The sequence below is a fragment of the Micromonospora sp. NPDC085948 genome (assembly GCF_040686315.1).
Taxonomy (GTDB): Bacteria; Actinomycetota; Actinomycetes; order Mycobacteriales; family Micromonosporaceae; genus Micromonospora.
Map to the genome: position 1 here is coordinate 40,611 of NZ_JBFBJW010000013.1, position 18,399 is coordinate 59,009.

Here is an 18,399-nt window from a genome sequence, read left to right on the forward strand (position 1 = left end):
CACGATCTTGGGCGAGACCGCGAGGCGACGCCCTGCCGGGCGAGTGTCAGCGGGCCGGGTCCGCCTCGGCCGGGTCCGCCTCGAACGCCTCGGCCGGAGCGTCGAACGCCTCGGCCGGGTCCGGCTCGTCGTCCTCCGGGTCGACCTGGCTCGCGACGGCGGCCGGGCTGCCGGCCGGGTCGTCGTCGTCGTCGGTCTGGGCCGGGCCGAGCGTGCGGCCGAACGCGATAAGCGCGGTCAGCGCCCCCACGAAGAGCACCCAGATCCCGTTGTCCACCCGCGAGGTGCCCAGCGAGGTCTGCGCCACCGCGTCCGCCTCGCTGAGCGCGCTGGCCAGGTCGAGCAGCGACCGGCCACCGACCCGGATGATCACCTCGGCGAGCAGCAGGAGCAACCCCGGCCCGGCACCGGCGAGCAGGTACGCCGGCCAGCGCAGCGCCCGAGCGGCAGGGTCGCGGCGGACCGCCCGGCGTCGCGCCCAGGTCAGGTAACCGAAGGCGAGCAGACCGGCGAGCAACCCCGCGACCAGCGACTCGGTGCGGGACACCCACTTGGCCGCGTCGACCACCGACTGCTGGCTGTCGCCGGCCCCGAAGAGGTCGAACAGCGGGTCCCGGGCCTGGCTGAACGCGACCACGAAGACAAGCGTGCCCAGCGCGGCGGTCACGATCGCACCGACCGCCGGGGCGGTCCGCGCGGCGGCCACCGCGCCACCGATGATCGCCGCGGCCGCCGTGGTGCCGGCGATCACGTTCGTCGTCGAGGTGTCGAAGTAGGTGAGGTTGATGGCGACCGCGGCCGCCAGCCCGACGAGCATTCCGCCGCCGATCGCCCCGGCGAAGCGCAGGGTGGCCCAGTCGCCGTACCGGCGGGCCAGCAGGTTGCCGCCGGCCAGCGCGACGGCCGCCCCGCCGACCAGCGCGGCCGAGATCACGCCGGGCAGGGCGAACGCGGAGAGACTGATCGCGGTCACCCCGGCCGCCGCCGAGGTGATGGCCTCCCGGGTGGACCAGAGCATGGCGGCCAGCCAACCGAGCGCCAGCAGTGCGAGCACCGCCGCGCCGGGCGCGGGCAGCGGCCGGCTGCTCGGGCTTGCCGCGTCGGCCGCCGGCTCGTGCGACTCCGCGGCCGGGACGCGGCCGGGCTGCTTGGTCATCGTCTCCCCTTCGAGGCGGCAGGTCACCGATCATTCAGGGTACGCGGCTCGGCTGGGCGCTCCGCCGCCGCGGACGACCGCGACACCTGCGGCCCACCGGTCCTGCCGAGACGCAGCACCCCCAGCGCGGCCGGGCGCGGAGGGTGCGGTGGCGCACGGAACGCGGGCCGGGTTGCCGGATCGAACCCGGTCGGTAAGGAGAGCAGGGGTGGGTCGGTCCTTGGCCGAGGGCGATGGCGGAGGCAGGGTGCGCAGGCCTTCGTGGGAGAATTACGGGAGGTCCCGCCGCTGCTCGGCCCTCCCGTGCGGCGACCGGTGTCCGACCGCCCGGTCGGTGCCCGCGGGTCCGGTTTCGCCACTGCTGTCGAGATCGCCAGGAGCCTTGATGGATGCCGTGTTCTCCGTTCCCGAGCCGCGCAACGAGCCGGTTCGCAACTACGAGCCGGGCAGCCCCGACCGGGACCGGCTCCAGCGGCGGCTGACCGAGCTCGCCGCCGAGCGCATCGACCTGCCGATGACCATCGGCGGCGAGCAGCGGATGGCCGGCGGTGATTCGATCGACGTGGTGCAGCCGCACCGGCACGCGCACGTGCTGGGCGTGACCGGGCACGCCACCCACGACGACGCGCGCTCCGCGATCAAGGCGGCCAAGGATGCCGCTCCGATGTGGCGGGCGCTGCCCTTCGAGGAGCGGGCGGCGATCTTCCTGCGCGCCGCCGAGCTGCTCGCCGGCCCGTGGCGCGACACCCTCAACGCCGCCACCATGCTCGGCCAGTCGAAGACCGCGATTCAGGCGGAGATCGACTCGGCGTGCGAGTTCATCGACTTCCTCCGGTTCAACGTGCACTTCGCCCGGCGTCTGCTGGAGGAGCAGCCGGCGTCCTCCCCCGGCGTCTGGAACCGCTTCGACCACCGCCCGTTGGAGGGCTTCGTCTACGCGGTCACCCCGTTCAACTTCACCGCCATCGCCGGCAACCTGCCGTCGGCGCCGGCCCTGCTGGGCAACACGGTGATCTGGAAGCCGGGTCCGACCCAGCAGTTCGCCGCGCACTTCACCATGCGGCTGTTCGAGGCCGCCGGCCTCCCGCCCGGTGTGATCAACATGGTCACCGGCCGGGGCGAGGAGGTCTCCGACGTGGTGCTCGCCGACCCGGACCTGGCCGGCATCCACTTCACCGGCTCGACGAAGGTCTTCCAGCAGTTGTGGCGGACCGTCGGCGACAACATCGCCCGTTACCGGGGCTACCCGCGCCTCGTCGGCGAGACCGGCGGCAAGGACTTCGTGGTCGCGCACACCAGCGCCGACGTGGACGCCCTGCACACCGCGCTGATCCGCGGCGCGTACGAGTACCAGGGTCAGAAGTGCTCGGCGGCCTCGCGGGCGTACGTGCCGCGCTCGATCTGGGAGGGTGGGCTGCGGGACCGGCTGGCCGCCACCGCCGACTCGCTGACCTACGGCGACGTGGCCGACTTCGGCAACTTCGGTGGCGCGGTGATCGACGACAAGGCGTTCGCCCGGCACACCGCCGCGTTGGAGCTGATCGCCGGTGACGACTCCTGCCGGGTGCTGGCCGGTGGCACCGCCGACGACTCGGTCGGCTACTTCGTCCGGCCGACGCTCTTCGAGTGCGGCGACGCCGCCCACGAGACCTTCACCACCGAGTACTTCGGGCCGATCCTGGGCGTGCACGTGTTCGACGACGCCCGCTTCGACGACGTGGTGGCGCAGGCCGAGTCGATCGCCCCGTACGCGCTGACCGGCTCGGTGTTCGCCACCGACCGCCGGGTGGTCGACGCGGTCGCCGAGCGCATGCGGTACGCGGCCGGCAACTTCTACATCAACGACAAGCCGACCGGCGCGGTGGTCGGGCAGCAGCCCTTCGGCGGCGCGCGGGCCAGCGGCACCAACGACAAGGCGGGCTCCTGGCTCAACCTGGTCCGCTGGGTGTCGCCGCGCACGATCAAGGAGACCTTCGTGCCGCCGACCGACCACACGTACCCCCACATGGGCTGACCTGCGGCGACGACCCGCCGGGGGCACGCGGTGCCGCCGGCGGGTCGGCCGAGGGTCGTGATCCATCGACGGTCCTCAACGGACAGTCTGCCGCCGACAGTGCACTTAGGAAGTCCTGTTGGGTGGCAAACCGGCAAATCCTGGACGCCGGGTGCGCAAAGTGGCAGCGTAGGGGGCATGGCGGATTCCGGAGTCAACCCTACGGCGGCGGCCCTGCTCGGCCTCCTCCACGAGGGCCCGATGACAGGCGGTCAGTTGATGGCCGCCGCTGAGCGCCGTCTGGCGCCGTACTGGTCGATGACACGCAGTCAGGTCTACCGCGAGTTGCCGGTGCTGGCCGAGCGCGGTTTCGTGCGGCTCGGGAAGCCGGGGCCGCGGATGAGCCAGCCGTACGCGCTCACCGCCAGCGGAAAACGGACATTTTCCCGCTGGCTGGCCGAGAACCCGGGGCGGGACACCATCCGCAACCCGATCGCGCTGCGGATGGCCTTCGGCAACCTGCACTCCGCCAGCCAGCTCAAGGGCCTGTACGCCTCGGCCAACGAATACCACACCGAGGCCCTCGCCCAGGTCCGGGAGCAGGTGAAGAACGCCAAACGGGATGGCGAGACGTACGACGCCAGCGCGCTGGAGTTCGCCGTCGCCTATCACCGGGCGGCCCTGTCCTGGTTGAAGTCCGCGCCGGTCGGGTGATCCGCGGCGGGTTCGCCCGAAGGGTAGGAGCTGCTCAGCGCGGGGTGGCGGAGTGCCGCTTTCGCGCCGGACCGCGGGGCTCGCAAGCTCAATCGTCGTCCGCGCAGTACGCTTACCTGTCGTGACCGCTGCCGATTACGCCGAACAGCTCAAGGAACTCGACGCGACCCTGCGAAACATCGAGGCCGTCCTCAACCTCGACCGACTCCACGAGGACAAGGCCCGCCTCGAGCAGGAGGCTTCCGCCCCCGACCTGTGGGACGACCAGGCCAAGGCTCAGCAGGTGACCTCGCAGCTGTCGTACGTCAACGGCGAGATCAGCAAGCTGGGCAGCCTCCGGTCCAGCCTCGACGACGCCCAGGTTCTGCTGGAGCTGGCCGAGGCCGAGGTCGACCCGGGCGTGCTGCTCGAGGTCGAGTCGGAGATCACCGGGCTGACCAAGGCCATCCAGGAGATGGAGGTCCGCACCCTGCTCTCCGGCGAGTACGACTCCCGGGAGGCGCTGATCGCCATCCGCGCGGGCGCCGGTGGCGTGGACGCCGCGGACTTCGCCGAGATGCTGCTGCGGATGTACCTGCGCTGGGCAGAGCGGCACGGCTACCCGACCGAGGTCTACGAGACCTCCTACGCCGAGGAGGCGGGTCTGAAGTCGGCCACCTTCGCGGTCAAGGTGCCCTACGCGTACGGCACGCTCAGCGTCGAGTCGGGCACCCACCGGTTGGTCCGGATCAGCCCGTTCGACAACCAGGGCCGCCGGCAGACCAGCTTCGCGGGCGTCGAGGTCCTGCCGGTCACCGAGCAGACCGACCACATCGACATCCCGGAGAACGAGGTACGCGTCGACGTCTACCGCTCCTCCGGCCCCGGTGGGCAGAGCGTCAACACCACCGACTCGGCGGTCCGGTTGACCCACATCCCGACCGGCATCGTGGTCACGTGTCAGAACGAGAAGTCCCAGTTGCAGAACAAGGCCTCCGCGCTGCGGGTGCTCCAGGCCCGGCTGTTGGAGCGCAAGCGCCAGGAGGAGCAGGCCAAGCTGGAGGGGCTCAAGGAGAACGCCGCCGGTTCGTGGGGCGACCAGATGCGCTCCTACGTCCTGCACCCGTATCAGATGGTGAAGGATCTCCGAACCGAGCAGGAGACCGGCAATCCGAGCGCGGTGTTCGACGGCGATCTGGACGGTTTCATCGAGGCGGGCATCCGTTGGCGTAAGCAGCGGCAACTCGCCGGCGACGGAGCGTAACGACACGCGGGCGGAACGCGTCGTCGATCTCCAGGTAGAGGCCTGATTCGACGACTCGTGCCGGATCGGCGGGGCGTGGGGCTTGGCTCAGTTGTTACACCGCGTAGACTCACCACCCGTGATTCAGCTTGAGCAAGTGACGAAGACGTACCCGAAGGCGTCCCGGCCTTCGCTCGACAACGTGTCCGTCTCGATCGAGAAGGGCGAGTTCGTCTTCTTCATCGGTCCATCCGGCTCCGGCAAGTCCACAATCATCAAGATGCTGCTGCACGAGGTCGCCCCCAACAAGGGTCGCGTCGTCGTCAACGGCAAGGACGTCACATCGATGCGCTCCTGGAAGCGACCCCACTTCCGGCGCTCGATCGGCTGTGTCTTCCAGGACTTCCGGCTGCTGCCGAACCGCACCGCGTACGAGAACGTGGCGTTCGCCCTCGAGGTGATCGGCAAGACCAAGGCGGTTGCCCGCCGGGTCGTGCCGGAGGTGCTGGAGCTGGTCGGGCTCGGTGGCAAGGAGCACCGGTACCCGCACGAGCTCTCCGGTGGTGAGCAGCAGCGCGTCGCCGTCGCCCGGGCGTTCGTGAACCGTCCGCTGATCCTGCTGGCGGACGAGCCCACCGGAAACCTGGACCCGGACACCTCGATCGAGATCATGCGCCTGCTGGACCGGATCAACCGCACCGGCACGACCGTCGTGATGGTCACCCACGACTCCAACATCGTCAACCAGATGCGCCGCCGCGTCGTCGAGATCGAGAGCGGTCGTATCGTGCGTGACCAGGCCCGCGGCGTCTACGGGTGAGCCGGCTCTCCACCCCTGCGCAGCCTGACGACGAACACTTCATGCCGGAGACCCGGAGGAAATCCCGATGCGCGTGAAATACGTCCTGTCCGAGGTACTGGTCGGACTGTGGCGCAACGTGACCATGTCCATCGCGATGATCATCACGATGGCGGTCTCGCTGACCATGCTCGGCGCCAGCGGTCTCATGTACCGCCAGGTCGACGACATGAAGGTCACCTACTACAAGAACATCGAAGTCTCGATCTTCTTGAAGCAGGAGGTGAGCGAGCAGGAGCGCACCGACCTGAACGCCAAGCTCGACAGCGACCCCCTGGTCAAGGAGGTCTTCTACGTCAACAAGGACGAGGCGTACAAGAAGTTCAAGGTCATGTACCAGGACGCGCCCGACCTGGTGAACGTGGTCAAGCCCGACCAGTTGCCCGAGTCGTTCCGGCTCAAGCTGAACAACCCGGAGCAGTACAAGGACATCTACGAGCAGTACAAGAACAGCGCCGGTGTCGACGAGATCATCGACCAGAGCCGACTGCTCGACAAGATCTTCAACATCCTCACCTCGATCCAGAACATCGCCCTGGCCGCAGCCACCGTGATGGCGATCGCCGCCCTGCTGCTGGTCGCGAACACCATCCAGGTCGCCGCGTACAGCAAGCGGCGTGAGGTGGCGGTCATGAAGCTGGTCGGCGCGTCCAACTGGTTCATCCAGGCGCCGTTCGTGCTGGAGGCGGTGGTGGCCGGCCTGATCGGTTCACTGCTGGGTCTGGTGGCCCTGGTCGCGGCCAAGTACCTGCTCTTCGACGGGTCGTTGAGCGCGTTGCAGGGTCTGCTCTCGCCGATCGGCTGGGGTGACATCCTGGTCGTCTTCCCGCTGATGGCCGGCGTCGGTGGTCTGATCAGCGCGGGCACCGCCTGGATCACCCTGCGCTTCTACCTGCGGGTCTAGGTCGTCCCGTCGTCTCCCGAGGACCCTTCCGCCGCCGGAAATAAACGGCGCGGGAGGGTCCTTGTTGTTCCGGTAGCATGATCGGTTGTCCGGCCGAGGTGTGCTCGGCCCACGGGCAGCGGAGAGAGGGGGTGGCACCGATGCCACGGGAAAAGGGGCGCAAGGTGGTCGCCTCCAACAAGAAGGCGCGCCACGACTACGCCATTCTCGACACGTACGAGGCAGGCATGGCGCTGACCGGCACCGAGGTCAAGTCGCTGCGGGCCGGGCGGGCGTCGCTTGTCGACGCGTTCGCCCAGGAGCGGGACGGCGAGCTGTTTCTGCACGCCATGCACATCCCGGAGTACACGCAGGGCACCTGGACCAACCACGAGCCCCGGCGTACCCGCAAGCTGCTGCTCAACCGGGTCGAGATCGACAAGCTCGTCGGCAAGACCCGCGAGGGCGGTCTGACGATCGTTCCGTTGCAGGTCTACTTCTCCGACGGCTGGGCCAAGGTCGAGATCGCCCTGGCCAAGGGCAAGAAGTCGTACGACAAGCGTCAGGACCTCGCCAAGCGGGACGCGGACCGGGAGATCGCCCGGGTGTCGGGTCGGCGCGGCAAGGGAATGGACGAGTAGAACGTCCCGTTTGTCCGGGTCGGCACGCCGGCCCGGGGCTCGGGATGAAAGCCGTTGCGCCAGGCGTTAGTCTTGTCAGTGCCACCACATCGGTGGCCTGTCGAGGGGGTGACTGGTTTCGACTTCGTACGCAGCGACAGGGGAAGCGAGCCGAGGAAGCCGACGTCGTCTCGAGAATCGGTCGTCGGAACTTTATAAGCGCCAATAACCAACGCGCTGACTTCGCTCTCGCCGCCTGAGGCGAGTAGCTAAGTCTGTCGGTCTGGGAACGCCTTCGTCCCAGTAGCCGGCATCAGCTAGGAGGCTGGCCAACCGGACCCGGTCGCGGGGTCCGTGCGGCGAGATTAATCAGCGACTGGGCCCGTCACACCAACTTGCTCGCGTGAGCGGTGGGGCCGAGTAGAGGCACAGCGAGCTGCGCTCGGAGAAGCCCTGACAAACCGGCGAAGGACCCGGGTTCGATTCCCGGCACCTCCACCACCTCGAGCGAAGCGCCCCGGCCCACCAGCCGGGGCGCTTCGTCGTGTACGCGGCTCGCCTACGCTGCCCCCTGTGACGAACCAGGAGCTGCGCCTGTCGGTCGGCGCCTCACCGGCACAGCGGACGTGGGCGGTGGTGGTGGGCGTGTTCATCGCCGCCGTCGCCGCGGCGTTCGTGGTGTTGCCGCTGGTCGCCGGCGGGGTGCTGGGGCGACTGTCCGGCCCGGGTGACCCGTTCTCCTCCTACGAGGAGGCTCGCGACGTGCCGCCGGGGATGCTGCCACCCGCGCTGCGCGACGCCGACGGTGGCGCCGACCACGCCGGGCTGAGCCCGTTCATCGGACTCTGCGGGCTGCCGTTCGTCCTGCTCAGCATCTACCTGGTGCTGCGGGTGCTCCGCACGGCCGCCTGGCTGGAGGGCAGCCACGTCCGGGTCCGGGGCGCGTTCCGGACGCGCGACGTCGACCTCGCCACCGCCCGGATCGACGCCGCCTCGCTGTCGTACGGCGAGCCCGCGGACGACTTTCCGGCGGGTCGGCAGCGAACACCCGCCATCATCGCGACCGACCACGAGGATGGACGGCGAGTCACCATCGCGTTGCAGGGCATGGGGCTGAGCAGCCTGCCCCCGTCCGAGTTGCGCGCGCTGGCCGACGCGATCACGACGGGCCGACCCGTCGACGGTCGGGACGGCGACGCGCACGCCGTCGCCCGCCAACTGCGCCGCCTGGCGGAACACCCCCAGCTCGGCTGAGCAACGGTGGGTCGGTTGCCCCTGCGACTGGCGGGACTGCCGGGACCCTCGGGGCAGATGAGGACTCGCGGGGCCTTTACAGGCACGGTCGGGCGCGCTCACCATCGCGGTATGGGATAGCAGCGCAGCACGGGAGGTGCCATGGTCACCGGTCCGGTCCAGCAGTCGTCACTCGTCGCCCGGTTGTCCGCCGTACCGCCGCATCCCGTCGAGCTGCCCGGTGAGCCACGCCCGGCCGGTCTGGCCGGAGACGTGCACGCGTTCGGCCGGGCCGTCACCGTGCCTCCCACCGAGCCGCGCTGGCGGGAAGGCGTCCTGCTCCGGCTGGGTTCGGTGGGGCAGGGGTTCGCCGAGCACGTCCGGGCCACCGAGGGTCCGGCCGGCCTCTACCGGGAGCTGCTCACCCAGTCGCCACGGCTGGACCACGGGGTACGGATGCTGACCCGGGAGCACGCGGGGATCATCGCGGCGATCCTCGCCGTGCAGCGGATCGCCGAGCGGCCCGAGGTCGATCCCGCCGAACTGCGGCACCGCGCCGGGCACCTGCTGCGGAGGTTGGCCCGGCATCGGCGGCGCGGCGCCGACCTGCTCTGGGAGGCGTACCAGACGGACCTGGGCGGCGAGACCTGAGCGGTCGGCCGGGAACCGCGGGGTCGGCGGCGGCGTCGAACCGTACATGCGTCGACCGGCCCTGCTGCTCGTACTCCCGTTGCTGCTCACCGCGGGCTGCGCCGCGCCCGTCGCCGATCCGCCCGTCGGGCCTCGCCACCCGTCGCCCCGCGGCGAGGCGTTCGACAAGCGGGCCGCCGAGGTCGCCGAGGCGTGGCGACCCGGCCCCGCGTGGAGCACGGGGTACGTCCCGCTGGAGGGACCCACGGTGCTCAGCGGCGACCCGCGCTTCACGTCCGACACGAAGACCGCGTTCGAGGCCGGGTGGTACCGGGCGGAGGCCGCGATACCGCCCACCCGGGTCGGCGGGGAGATCCGCTTCCCGGACGGCCGGCTGACGCTGCCGCTGGTCAATGCCGCTGAGGCGTACCGGCAGCTCGACCAGGGTGATCCGCTGCCCTGCCCGGGGCGACCGAAGCGGCCCGGCCGGCCGAGCCCCGGCGGCCCCAGCGTCGAACCAGGGCCGGACGGGTGGGCCACCAGCGCGACGCAGACGGCCTGTCTCTCGCTCACCGTCACCGGTGTCACGTTCGGTGCCGTGCCGGTCCGCACGAGCCGGGGCACGGCGCAGGTCCCGGCCTGGCTGTTCACCATCAAGGAACTGGCCGCCCCGGTGGCCCGGCTCGCCGTCGCGCCGACCGCGGTCACGCCCGTTCCCCAACCCTCCGCGCCGGCCCGTCCGCTGGCCGACGGGCTGGTGGGCGCCCAGAACCTGACGGCGGTCGACGATGTCCGGATGACCGTGGGGCTCGGCGTCGGCGCCTGCGACACCGGCATCACGCCGCTGGTGTGGGAACGGCCCGACGTCGTCGTGGTGGGCGGCAGCGTCACCCGGGGCACCGGCGACTGCCCCGCCATACTGAAGCTGGAACCGGTCGCCGTCACCCTGGCGGCGCCGCTGGGCGCCCGGCCGGTCCTGGACGTCGCCAGCGGAGCACCCCTGTCGATCGCCCCACGCTGACCGGGCACCGGAGCTGACCGGCGGCCCTCAGAGGATGCTGGGCACGTCGGTGCTGATCGGCACCGGCAACACGGTCGGCCCGTCGGCACGCAGCCCGGTGACGAGCGCCGTACCGAGTTGGTCGGGCGTCTCGACGACCTCGGTGGCGCAGCCGTAGCCGGCCGCGATGGCGACGATGTCCAACCCCGGCAGGTCCAGGCCGGGCACCCCGGGGGTGTCCTTCAGCTCGGCGAACGCCTTGAGGATCGCGTACTGCTGATTGACCGGGACGACGACCACCAGCGGCAGTGCGAGACGCGCGGCGGTCCACAGCGCCTGCACCGAGTAGTGGAACGAGCCGTCGCCGATGACCGCCACCACCGGACGGCCGCGCCCGGTGTCCCGTTCGGCGAGCGCCACCCCGATCGCGGCCGGCAGGCCGTAGCCGAGGCCGCCGCTGGCCATCGTGAAGTACGACGCCGGGCGCGTGATCCGCAACTGCCGGCGCAGAGCGGACAGATTGGACGGTGACTCCTGCACCAGCACGCCATCGGCCGGCCAGTGCGCGGCCAGCCCGGCGAACAGGGCGTCGGCGCTCAGCGGGGCGGTGATCTCCGGCGGGGCCGGTGTGTCGCGGGGTGTGGGCGGCACCCGGTCGGCCGGCGGCACCCGGTCCACGAGCGCGGTCAGCGTCAGCCCCGGGTCGCCGAGCAGGCTGTCCCCGACCGGGGCACGCGCGGCCTCGTCGGGGTCGTCCGTGACGTGCAGCAGCCGGGCGCCGTCCGGTAGGTGCCCGCCCGGCACGTACGGGTAGTAGCGGAACACCGGAGCGCCGACGACAAGCACCGTGTCGTGGCCGCGCAGCGCCTCGGCGAGGGGACCGATCGCATACGGGAGCACCCCGCGGAAGTGCGGGTGGTCCTCCGGGAACACGGCGCGTTCGGGTGCGGGGGCCGACCAGACCGGTGCGGCCAGCCGTTCGGCGAGCGCGACAGCTGTCGGCCAGCTACCGGAGCGGTCCACCCCCGGGCCGTACACCAGCACGGGGTTGTCGCTGCCGGCCAGGACCCGGGCGAACTCGTCCAGCCGTTGTGGGTCCGGCGCGAACCGGGTGGCCACCGTTCGCGGTGCGGGCGGCGGGTCGGCCGGCTGGGCCCAGTCGTCCATCGGCAGGGAGAGGAAGACCGGCCCGGCTGGTGGCTGCACCGCCGTCGCGTACGCCCGCAGCACCGCCGCCGGGATGTCCTGTGCCCGGGCCGGCTCGTAGGCCCACTTGACGTACGGCTGGGGGAGCTCGGTGGGCCGCCGGCTGGCCAGCCGAGGCTCGAGCAGCAGCATCTCCCGGGTCTGCTGGCCGGCCGTGACGATCAGCGGGGTCTTGTTGTGCCAGGCGGTGACGAGGTTGCCCATGCCGTTGCCGGTGCCCGGGGCGGTGTGCAGGTTGACGTGGGCGGCTGTCCCGCTGGCCTGGGCGTAGCCGTCGGCCATCGCGACCGCCGTCGCCTCCTGGAGCGCGTGGACGTAGTGGAAGTCGGCGGGGAAGTCCCGCAGGAACGGCTCCTCCGTCGAGCCGGGGTTGCCGAAGACGGTGGTCATGCCGAGGGTGCGGAGCACGTCGTACGTCGCGTCCCGGACCGTTGCCATCGCCACCCGCCTTCGTGTCGCGGGAGGGACGACAGCAGTCGCCCCTCCCGATCAGCCGAATCTATCGGGATGTGACGGACCTTTCGGGTGTTTCCCACGGGCTCATCCAGCCGGCCACGCCCGTACCTGGTCAGGGGCATCGGGGTGAACAGGGAGCTGTCTTAACTGTCTGATCACCTGCCGGTCAGCCCTTAGCCAGCACCCGGGACGCAGGCTATGGTGCCAGGCATGGCGTTGACAGCACGGCTGATCTCGATGCACCGGGCGGATCCGGCAGATGACCGATCCACAGCGCGGGCTCACGGTTGACGGGTGTGTGGGATGCAGGGAGAGGGTCAGGCGATCGGCGGACGAGCGATGGAGTCGATGACCGGGCGGCTGCTGGTCGCGACTCCGGCGCTCAAGGACCCGAACTTCGACCGTACGGTGGTGCTGCTGGTCGCCCACGAGCCGGGCGGCGCGCTCGGCGTGGTGTTGAACCGGGCCACCGAGGTGCCGGTGGCCGAGGTGCTCGGCGACTGGAGCGATCTGGCCCGTTACCCGGCAGTGCTCTTCGAGGGTGGGCCGGTGCAGCCTGACTCGGCCATCTGCCTGGCCCGGATGCGGCACCCGATGCGCCGGCTCAAGGGCTTCCACCAGGTCTCCGGAGCGGTCGGCACGATCGACCTCTCGGTCGACCCGGAGCGGCTGCGGGAGAGCATCGGTGGCATCCGGGTCTTCGCCGGTTACTCCGGCTGGGGCAGCGGCCAGTTGGAGCAGGAAATCGCCGACGGTTCCTGGTTCGTGCTGGACGGGCTGCCCGGTGACGCGTTCGTCGACCGGCCCGACGATCTGTGGCCGATGGTGCTGCGCCGCCAGGGCGGGATGATGGCCGCGGTCGCCCACTTCCCGCCGGACGTCGCGCTCAACTGACCCGCCCCGGGCGGGGGACCCCGCGAGATGACCATGCGGGCCGGTCTGTGTATAGTTTCCCAGTGCCCGGGCGACCGGGACGACAGCAAGGGGCCGTGGCGCAGCTGGTAGCGCACCACACTGGCAGTGTGGGGGTCAGGGGTTCGAGTCCCCTCGGCTCCACCTTGCGAACGTAGGGCAGCGGCCCGGTTGATGATCATCAACCGGGCCGCTTCTTTTCGTCCCCACCCGTCCGCTCGCCGATGGCCCAGCGTCCGTCGTGGGGCCATCTGCGAACGACAAAACGCCCCGACCGGGAGTGACCCGGTCGGGGCGTGCACTGCACTATGTCCGATAAGGGGGTTATCAGCCCTGGCGGCTCTTCCACTGCGGGTTCGCGCGGTTCACCACGACCACCCGGCCACGACGGCGGACCACCACCGAACCCGGCTTCTGCTTCAGCGCACGCAACGAGCTACGTACCTTCATGTCTGCCTCCTTGGTTCCAGCGGTTCCGAGTATCGAAACGCCGCACCCACCCTGGGGATTCCCCGCCACCTAGAATGATCCTCAGCGATGGGTGGGAGGTGCCGGAGTGTTGGCCGGGGCGTTTGTGACAGCGGTCTACGCGTTCCTCGGATGGCTCGTGGTGTTCACCTCCCGGGTCGCGCTGCGACCCACGGTGAACAGAAACCGCAGCCCCGGTGTGCGGACCCCGGCGACGATGCGCTCGGCCGAGCACTGGCACGCGGCGCACCAACGGGTCGCCCGGCCCCTGTGCCGCACGGGCATCCTGCTGGCGGTCGCCTCCCCGCTGCCGATCCTGCTCGGGGCCGCCTACGGTGACCCGCCGGTGATCGCGGCCGTGCTGGTGCTCGCCCTGCTCGTCGTGCCCTACCTGGCCTACCTGGGCTATCTCGCCGATCGCGCCGCGGCCGCCCTCGACGGGAAACGGTGACCGCGGCCGACCGCGTCGGGCGGGGCCGGATCTGCTGACCCGGCCCGCCCGCGCGGGTCAGCGCAGCAGACCGTCGATCTCGGCCAGCTCCTCGGCGGTGAAGTCGAGGTTGTCCAGCGCGGCGATGTTCGTCTCCAACTGTCCGACGCTGCTCGCCCCGATGATCAGGCTGGTCATCCGTGGATCACGCAGCGCCCAGGCGAGCGCGAGCTGCGCGAGGGACTGACCGCGCCGCTCGGCGATCGCGCCGAGACCGCGGATGGTGGCCATCTTCTCCTCGCTGAGGTCGCTCTCGTTGAGGAAGACGCTCGTGCGCACCCGCGAGTCGTCCGGGATGCCGCCCAGGTAACGGTCGGTCAGCAGGCCCTGGGCCAGCGGACTGTACGCGATGCAACCCGCCCCGACCTGCTCCAGCGTGTCGAGCAGGCCGTCGGACTCGGTCCAGCGGTTGAGCATCGAGTACGACGGCTGGTTGATCAGCAGCGGTGTGCCCAGGTCGCGCAGGATCGCGGCGGCCCGTGCGGTCTGCTCGGAGTTGTAGTTCGAGATGCCCACGTAGAGCGCCTTGCCGGAGCGGACGGCGGCGTCCAGCGCGCCCATCGTCTCTTCGAGCGGGGTGTCCGGGTCGAACCGGTGCGAGTAGAAGATGTCGACGTAGTCCAGCCCCATCCGGCGCAGCGACTGGTCCAGCGACGAGATCAGGTTCTTGCGCGAGCCCCACTCGCCGTACGGGCCGGGCCACATGAGGTAGCCGGCCTTGCTGGAGATGACCAGCTCGTCCCGGTAGGCCCTCAGGTCGGTGGCGAGCAGCCGGCCGAAGTTCTCCTCCGCCGAACCGGGCGGCGGCCCGTAGTTGTTCGCCAGGTCGAAGTGGGTGACCCCCAGGTCGAAGGCGCGCCGGACGATGTCGCGCTGCCGGTCGAACGGGCGGTCCGGACCGAAGTTGTGCCAGAGCCCGAGGGAGACGGCGGGCAGTCGCAGGCCACTGCGTCCGCTGCGCCGGTAGGTCATGGTGTCGTAGCGGTCATCCGCGGCGAGGTAGGTCACGATCATGAGCCTAGCTCCGGCCCGCGGTACCCCGGATCACGCGTGCGAATCAGGACAGCGGGGTAGTTTCGACGCCATGCGTTTCATTGCCCTCGACACCCCCAAACCGCTGTCCAGGATCGGGTTGGGCACCTGGCAGTTCGGCTCCCGGGAATGGGGCTACGGCCCGGACTTCGAGAAGCGGGCCGCGCAGATCGTCCGCCGGGCCGTCGAGTTGGGCGTGACCGTCTTCGACACCGCGGAGATCTACGCCTTCGGGCGCAGCGAACGGATCCTCGGCGCCGCCCTCGGCGACGACCGGCCCAACGTCACCGTCGCCAGCAAGATCTTCCCGGTGGTGCCGGTGGCGGCGGTGGTGCAGCAACGGGCGGTCGCCTCGGCGGCCCGACTCGGCGTCACCCACATCGACCTCTACCAGGTGCACCAACCCAACCCGCTCGTCGCCGACCACACCACCATGCGCGGCATGCGGGTGTTGCAGGACGTCGGGCTGGTCGGCGAGGTGGGCGTGAGCAACTACGGGCTGCGCCGCTGGCAGGTCGCCGAGGCGGCGCTCGGCCGGCGGGTGCTCAGCAACCAGGTCCGCTACAGCATGCTGGACCGCGCCCCCGAACAGGACCTGCTGCCGTACGCCCGCCAGGCCGGGCGGGTGGTCATCGCGTACAGCCCGCTGGCGCAGGGCTTCCTCTCCGGCCGCTACGACGCGAAGAACCCGCCGAGCGGCGCGGTGCGGCGGGCCAACCCGTACTTCCTGCCGGAGAACCTGGAACGCGGCGCGGTCCTGATCGACACCCTGCGCCAGGTGGCCGACGCCCACGACGCCACCCCCAGTCAGATCGCGCTGGCCTACCTGCTGCGCCACCCGAACGTGCTCGCCATCCCCGGGGCGTCCGGGGTGGAACAGATGGAACGCAACGCCGCCGCCGCGGACATCGACCTCGCCGACGACGAGTACGCGGCGCTGGCCGAGGCCGCGAAACGCTTCCGCCCGGTGACCGGACTCGCCGCGATGCCGGCGATGCTGCGTGCCCGGTTCGCCAACACCACCGGAAAGTGAGCACAGTGGACGACATCACCGCACTGATCCTGGACGACCACGCCGCCTTCCGGCGCGGCTTCGCCCGCCTCGACGACGCCCGCGACGAGCAGGAGATGCTCGCCATCTGGGACGCCCTCGCCCTGCACCTGGACATCCACGCCGAGGCGGAGGAGGCGATCCTCTACCCGCACCTGGTCAAGCACGGCGACGACGGCGAGGACGAGACCGCCGACGCGATCGGCGACCACAACAAGATCCGCGACGCCGTCGCCGAGGCGAAACTGCACCCGGTCGGCTCGGACCAGTGGTGGGAGGCGGTCGGCACGGCCCGCCGGGAGAACAGCGAGCACCTCGCCGAGGAGGAGGACGAGGCGCTGCCCGACTTCCGCCGGCACGCCAGCACCGAACTCCGCGCCGAGCTGGGCCAACGCTGGCTGACCTTCTACGGCGAGCACAAGAACGGCCGCAATCTGCCGTTCCGCGACAAGGACCCCCAGCAGTACGTGGCCGACCACCGCTGAGATCTCCCCGTTGCGGGGGAGTCGCCGAGCCGGCCCCGGCAGCAGAATGACGGAGTGAATCCCCGAACGGCGCTGGCCCCGCTGGTCGCCGGCACCACCTGGCGACGCGGCGTGTTCCTGCTGCTCGGTGGCGTGCTGGCGCTGCCGTACGGGCTGCTCGTGGTGACCTTCGTCGAACTGTTCGCCGACTCGGCGGTCCCCCGCTCCCTGACGTACGCGCTGCTGGTGGTCGCGGTGCTGATCGCCGTGGTGCCGCTGCTGTTGGACGGCAGCCGGGCTCTGGAGATCGCCGCCGTACGGAGTCTGCTCGGCGTCGACCTGCCCGAGCCGGCGCTGGGGCATCGCGGCGATCGGGAGACCAGGCTGCGCAGCGCGCTCTGGATCGCCACCCACCTCATCGTCGGCGCGCTGGTGATGACCGCGCTGTTCGGCGCCCTGCCGTTGGCGTTGGCCTTCATCGCCCAGCAGTTCGGCGTCGGCACCGAGTTGACCACCGAGGGGCAGTTCGGGCCGCTGGACGGGCGGGACAGCGGCTGGCTGACCCTGAGCGGGGTGGCGCTGCTGGTCGGCCTCGGCTACGCCGTCGCCGGGCTCGGCGCGCTCGCCGGTCTGATGGCGCCGGTGCTGCTCGGCCCCGCCCAGGCGGAGCGGATCGCCGCCCTGGAGGCGCAGGCCACCCGGCTCGCCGAACGCAACCGACTGGCCCGGGAGCTGCACGACTCGATCGGCCACGCGCTGACCGTGGCCACCCTGCAGGCCGGAGCGGCCCGCGAGGTCCTCGACACCGACCGGGAGTTCGTCCGGCGGGCGCTCACCGCCATCGAGGAGACCGGACGGACCGCGATGGACGAGCTGGACCATGTGCTCGGGCTGCTCCGGGAGGCCGGCACCGGCCGGCCCGTGGTGGCGCCGCAGCGTACCCTCGCCGACCTGGACCGGTTGGTCACCGACGCCCGCGCAGCCGGGCTGGCGGTGCACGCACACCGCGTCGGCGACCCGGCGCGGGTGCCCGCGGCGGTCTCCCGGGAGGGCTACCGGATCGTCCAGGAAGGCCTGACCAACGCTGCCCGCTATGGCGCGGGGCCGGTGACGCTGCGGCTGGACCTGCACCCGGGGGTACTGGAGTTGGAGCTGGTCAACGAGGTGCGACGCCCCGACCGGGCGCATCCGGGACGCGGCGGTCGGGGCCTGGACGGCATGCGGGAACGGGTGCTGCTGCTCGGCGGCGGGATCACCGTGGGGCCGGACGGCGACCGTTGGCTGATCCGGGCCCGTCTGCCCTACGAGGAGGCGACATGACCACCGGGGTGCTGATCGTCGACGACGACGAGTTGATCCGGGTGGGGCTGCGCGCCATCATCGACGCCCAACCCGACCTGCGGGTGCTCGCCGAAGCCGCCGACGGCGCCGAGGTGCCGCCGCTGGTCGCCCGGCACCGGCCGGACGTGGTGCTGATGGATGTGCGGATGCCCAGCATCGACGGCATTCAGGCCACCCGGCACCTGCTGGCCACCTCCGCCAACCCGCCCCGGGTACTGGTGGTCACCACGTTCGCCAACGACGAGTACGTCTACGAGGCGCTGCGCGCGGGCGCGTCCGGCTTCCTGCTCAAACGGGCCCGGCCCGCCGAGGTGGTGGAGGCCGTCCGGGTCGTCGCGGCGGGGGAGTCGCTGCTCTTCCCGGCGGCGATCCGTCAGCTCGTCGGGGCGTACGGGCCGGCCGGCGGCGACCAGCTGCGCGCCGCCCGACTCACCGAGCGGGAGGCCGAGGTGCTGCGGTTGATGACCACCGGCCGGTCCAACCCGGAGATCGCCGCCCACCTGGTGGTCGGGGTGGAGACGGTCAAGACACACGTCGGCAACGTGCTGGCCAAGCTGGGCGCCCGCGACCGCACCCAGGCGGTCATCGCCGCCTACGAGTCCGGCTTCGTCACCCCGTCCGGCTGATCGGTCCCTCCAGCGGGGGAGCGGCTTCACCGCCGGCCGGGAG

General features: G+C 71.1%; 19 protein-coding genes, 1 tRNA gene and 1 other RNA gene. 17 read left to right on the top strand and 4 right to left on the bottom strand.

Annotation, left to right across the window (positions count from 1 at the left end):
- Positions 1-46: 46 nt before the first annotated feature.
- Positions 47-1,156, bottom strand: coding sequence for a hypothetical protein (locus tag AB0O48_RS26695; protein ID WP_365069020.1), 1,110 nt, complete (start codon positions 1,154-1,156; stop codon positions 47-49).
- Positions 1,157-1,541: 385 nt separating this feature from the next.
- On the opposite strand from AB0O48_RS26695, the gene pruA reads away from it, so the two are divergent.
- The 10 genes from pruA to AB0O48_RS26745 all read left to right on the top strand — a co-directional run bounded on the left by pruA (position 1,542) and on the right by AB0O48_RS26745 (position 10,331).
- Positions 1,542-3,170: an L-glutamate gamma-semialdehyde dehydrogenase gene (pruA, locus tag AB0O48_RS26700; RefSeq protein ID WP_357242046.1), complete on the top strand. Its 1,629-nt coding sequence runs from the start codon at positions 1,542-1,544 to the stop codon at positions 3,168-3,170.
- 177 nt (positions 3,171-3,347) lie between these two features.
- A complete protein-coding gene (locus AB0O48_RS26705; RefSeq protein WP_091393967.1) occupies positions 3,348-3,863 on the top strand; it encodes a PadR family transcriptional regulator in 516 nt (171 codons plus the stop codon).
- Between the two features lie 121 nt (positions 3,864-3,984).
- Entirely contained in the window at positions 3,985-5,106 is a 1,122-nt protein-coding gene (gene prfB / locus AB0O48_RS26710; protein ID WP_357242050.1) for a peptide chain release factor 2, read from the top strand.
- Between the two features lie 118 nt (positions 5,107-5,224).
- Complete coding sequence (gene ftsE, locus AB0O48_RS26715; RefSeq protein WP_030331491.1) at positions 5,225-5,905, top strand: cell division ATP-binding protein FtsE; 681 nt, start codon at positions 5,225-5,227, stop codon at positions 5,903-5,905.
- A 67-nt stretch (positions 5,906-5,972) separates the two neighbouring features.
- Complete coding sequence (gene ftsX, locus AB0O48_RS26720; protein WP_357242054.1) at positions 5,973-6,848, top strand: permease-like cell division protein FtsX; 876 nt, start codon at positions 5,973-5,975, stop codon at positions 6,846-6,848.
- Between the two features lie 140 nt (positions 6,849-6,988).
- Positions 6,989-7,468 (top strand): SsrA-binding protein SmpB, encoded by a 480-nt coding sequence (gene smpB, locus AB0O48_RS26725; RefSeq protein WP_357242057.1) that lies wholly within the window; start codon positions 6,989-6,991, stop codon positions 7,466-7,468.
- Positions 7,469-7,572: 104 nt separating this feature from the next.
- Positions 7,573-7,948, top strand: a transfer-messenger RNA (tmRNA) gene (ssrA, locus tag AB0O48_RS26730).
- 72 nt (positions 7,949-8,020) lie between these two features.
- The gene (locus tag AB0O48_RS26735) at positions 8,021-8,701 is read left to right on the top strand and encodes a hypothetical protein (protein ID WP_365069025.1); all 681 of its coding nucleotides are present in this window, start codon (positions 8,021-8,023) and stop codon (positions 8,699-8,701) included.
- A gap of 141 nt (positions 8,702-8,842) precedes the next feature.
- Positions 8,843-9,331, top strand: coding sequence for a hypothetical protein (locus tag AB0O48_RS26740; RefSeq protein WP_365069027.1), 489 nt, complete (start codon positions 8,843-8,845; stop codon positions 9,329-9,331).
- A 46-nt stretch (positions 9,332-9,377) separates the two neighbouring features.
- Positions 9,378-10,331 (top strand): hypothetical protein, encoded by a 954-nt coding sequence (locus tag AB0O48_RS26745; protein WP_365069029.1) that lies wholly within the window; start codon positions 9,378-9,380, stop codon positions 10,329-10,331.
- 27 nt (positions 10,332-10,358) lie between these two features.
- Here AB0O48_RS26745 and mdlC read toward each other — a convergent pair whose 3' ends face one another.
- Positions 10,359-11,954, bottom strand: coding sequence for a benzoylformate decarboxylase (mdlC, locus tag AB0O48_RS26750; RefSeq protein WP_357572423.1), 1,596 nt, complete (start codon positions 11,952-11,954; stop codon positions 10,359-10,361).
- Between the two features lie 321 nt (positions 11,955-12,275).
- Between mdlC and AB0O48_RS26755 the strand changes: the two genes are divergently transcribed.
- Both AB0O48_RS26755 and AB0O48_RS26760 read left to right on the top strand, forming a co-directional pair.
- Positions 12,276-12,866 carry a YqgE/AlgH family protein gene (locus tag AB0O48_RS26755; RefSeq protein WP_357098712.1) on the top strand — a complete coding sequence of 197 codons (591 nt, stop codon included), beginning with the start codon at positions 12,276-12,278 and terminating at the stop codon, positions 12,864-12,866.
- Positions 12,867-12,955: 89 nt separating this feature from the next.
- Positions 12,956-13,028 (top strand) — tRNA-Ala (locus AB0O48_RS26760).
- Positions 13,029-13,211: 183 nt separating this feature from the next.
- On the opposite strand, the gene AB0O48_RS26765 is transcribed toward AB0O48_RS26760, so the two are convergent.
- The gene (locus tag AB0O48_RS26765; RefSeq protein ID WP_030490864.1) at positions 13,212-13,334 is read right to left on the bottom strand and encodes a 50S ribosomal protein L36; all 123 of its coding nucleotides are present in this window, start codon (positions 13,332-13,334) and stop codon (positions 13,212-13,214) included.
- 109 nt (positions 13,335-13,443) lie between these two features.
- Between AB0O48_RS26765 and AB0O48_RS26770 the strand changes: the two genes are divergently transcribed.
- The gene (locus tag AB0O48_RS26770) at positions 13,444-13,803 is read left to right on the top strand and encodes an SdpI family protein (protein WP_357242072.1); all 360 of its coding nucleotides are present in this window, start codon (positions 13,444-13,446) and stop codon (positions 13,801-13,803) included.
- A 57-nt stretch (positions 13,804-13,860) separates the two neighbouring features.
- On the opposite strand, the gene mgrA is transcribed toward AB0O48_RS26770, so the two are convergent.
- Complete coding sequence (gene mgrA, locus AB0O48_RS26775) at positions 13,861-14,856, bottom strand: L-glyceraldehyde 3-phosphate reductase (RefSeq protein WP_357242075.1); 996 nt, start codon at positions 14,854-14,856, stop codon at positions 13,861-13,863.
- A 70-nt stretch (positions 14,857-14,926) separates the two neighbouring features.
- On the opposite strand from mgrA, the gene AB0O48_RS26780 reads away from it, so the two are divergent.
- Genes AB0O48_RS26780 through AB0O48_RS26795 form a run of 4 tightly spaced genes read left to right on the top strand, consistent with a single transcriptional unit; the run spans position 14,927 to position 18,356 of the window.
- Entirely contained in the window at positions 14,927-15,907 is a 981-nt protein-coding gene (locus tag AB0O48_RS26780; RefSeq protein ID WP_357572425.1) for an aldo/keto reductase, read from the top strand.
- Positions 15,904-16,410: a hemerythrin domain-containing protein gene (locus AB0O48_RS26785; protein WP_124854064.1), complete on the top strand. Its 507-nt coding sequence runs from the start codon at positions 15,904-15,906 to the stop codon at positions 16,408-16,410. The genes AB0O48_RS26780 and AB0O48_RS26785 overlap by 4 nt, the downstream gene beginning before the upstream one ends.
- A gap of 54 nt (positions 16,411-16,464) precedes the next feature.
- Positions 16,465-17,709: a histidine kinase gene (locus AB0O48_RS26790; protein ID WP_357242081.1), complete on the top strand. Its 1,245-nt coding sequence runs from the start codon at positions 16,465-16,467 to the stop codon at positions 17,707-17,709.
- Positions 17,706-18,356 carry a response regulator transcription factor gene (locus AB0O48_RS26795; protein WP_357242084.1) on the top strand — a complete coding sequence of 217 codons (651 nt, stop codon included), beginning with the start codon at positions 17,706-17,708 and terminating at the stop codon, positions 18,354-18,356. The genes AB0O48_RS26790 and AB0O48_RS26795 overlap by 4 nt, the downstream gene beginning before the upstream one ends.
- The last annotated feature ends 43 nt before the right edge of the window (positions 18,357-18,399 follow it).

Coding starts and splice junctions, on each gene's coding strand:
- AB0O48_RS26695 (WP_365069020.1), bottom strand. CDS start 1,156: ATGACCAAGCAGCCCGGCCGCGTCCCGGCCGCGGAGTCGCACGAGCCG.
- pruA (WP_357242046.1), top strand. CDS start 1,542: ATGGATGCCGTGTTCTCCGTTCCCGAGCCGCGCAACGAGCCGGTTCGC.
- AB0O48_RS26705 (WP_091393967.1), top strand. CDS start 3,348: ATGGCGGATTCCGGAGTCAACCCTACGGCGGCGGCCCTGCTCGGCCTC.
- ftsX (WP_357242054.1), top strand. CDS start 5,973: ATGCGCGTGAAATACGTCCTGTCCGAGGTACTGGTCGGACTGTGGCGC.
- smpB (WP_357242057.1), top strand. CDS start 6,989: ATGCCACGGGAAAAGGGGCGCAAGGTGGTCGCCTCCAACAAGAAGGCG.
- AB0O48_RS26740 (WP_365069027.1), top strand. CDS start 8,843: ATGGTCACCGGTCCGGTCCAGCAGTCGTCACTCGTCGCCCGGTTGTCC.
- AB0O48_RS26745 (WP_365069029.1), top strand. CDS start 9,378: ATGCGTCGACCGGCCCTGCTGCTCGTACTCCCGTTGCTGCTCACCGCG.
- mdlC (WP_357572423.1), bottom strand. CDS start 11,954: ATGGCAACGGTCCGGGACGCGACGTACGACGTGCTCCGCACCCTCGGC.
- AB0O48_RS26755 (WP_357098712.1), top strand. CDS start 12,276: ATGCAGGGAGAGGGTCAGGCGATCGGCGGACGAGCGATGGAGTCGATG.
- AB0O48_RS26765 (WP_030490864.1), bottom strand. CDS start 13,334: ATGAAGGTACGTAGCTCGTTGCGTGCGCTGAAGCAGAAGCCGGGTTCG.
- mgrA (WP_357242075.1), bottom strand. CDS start 14,856: ATGATCGTGACCTACCTCGCCGCGGATGACCGCTACGACACCATGACC.
- AB0O48_RS26780 (WP_357572425.1), top strand. CDS start 14,927: ATGCGTTTCATTGCCCTCGACACCCCCAAACCGCTGTCCAGGATCGGG.
- AB0O48_RS26795 (WP_357242084.1), top strand. CDS start 17,706: ATGACCACCGGGGTGCTGATCGTCGACGACGACGAGTTGATCCGGGTG.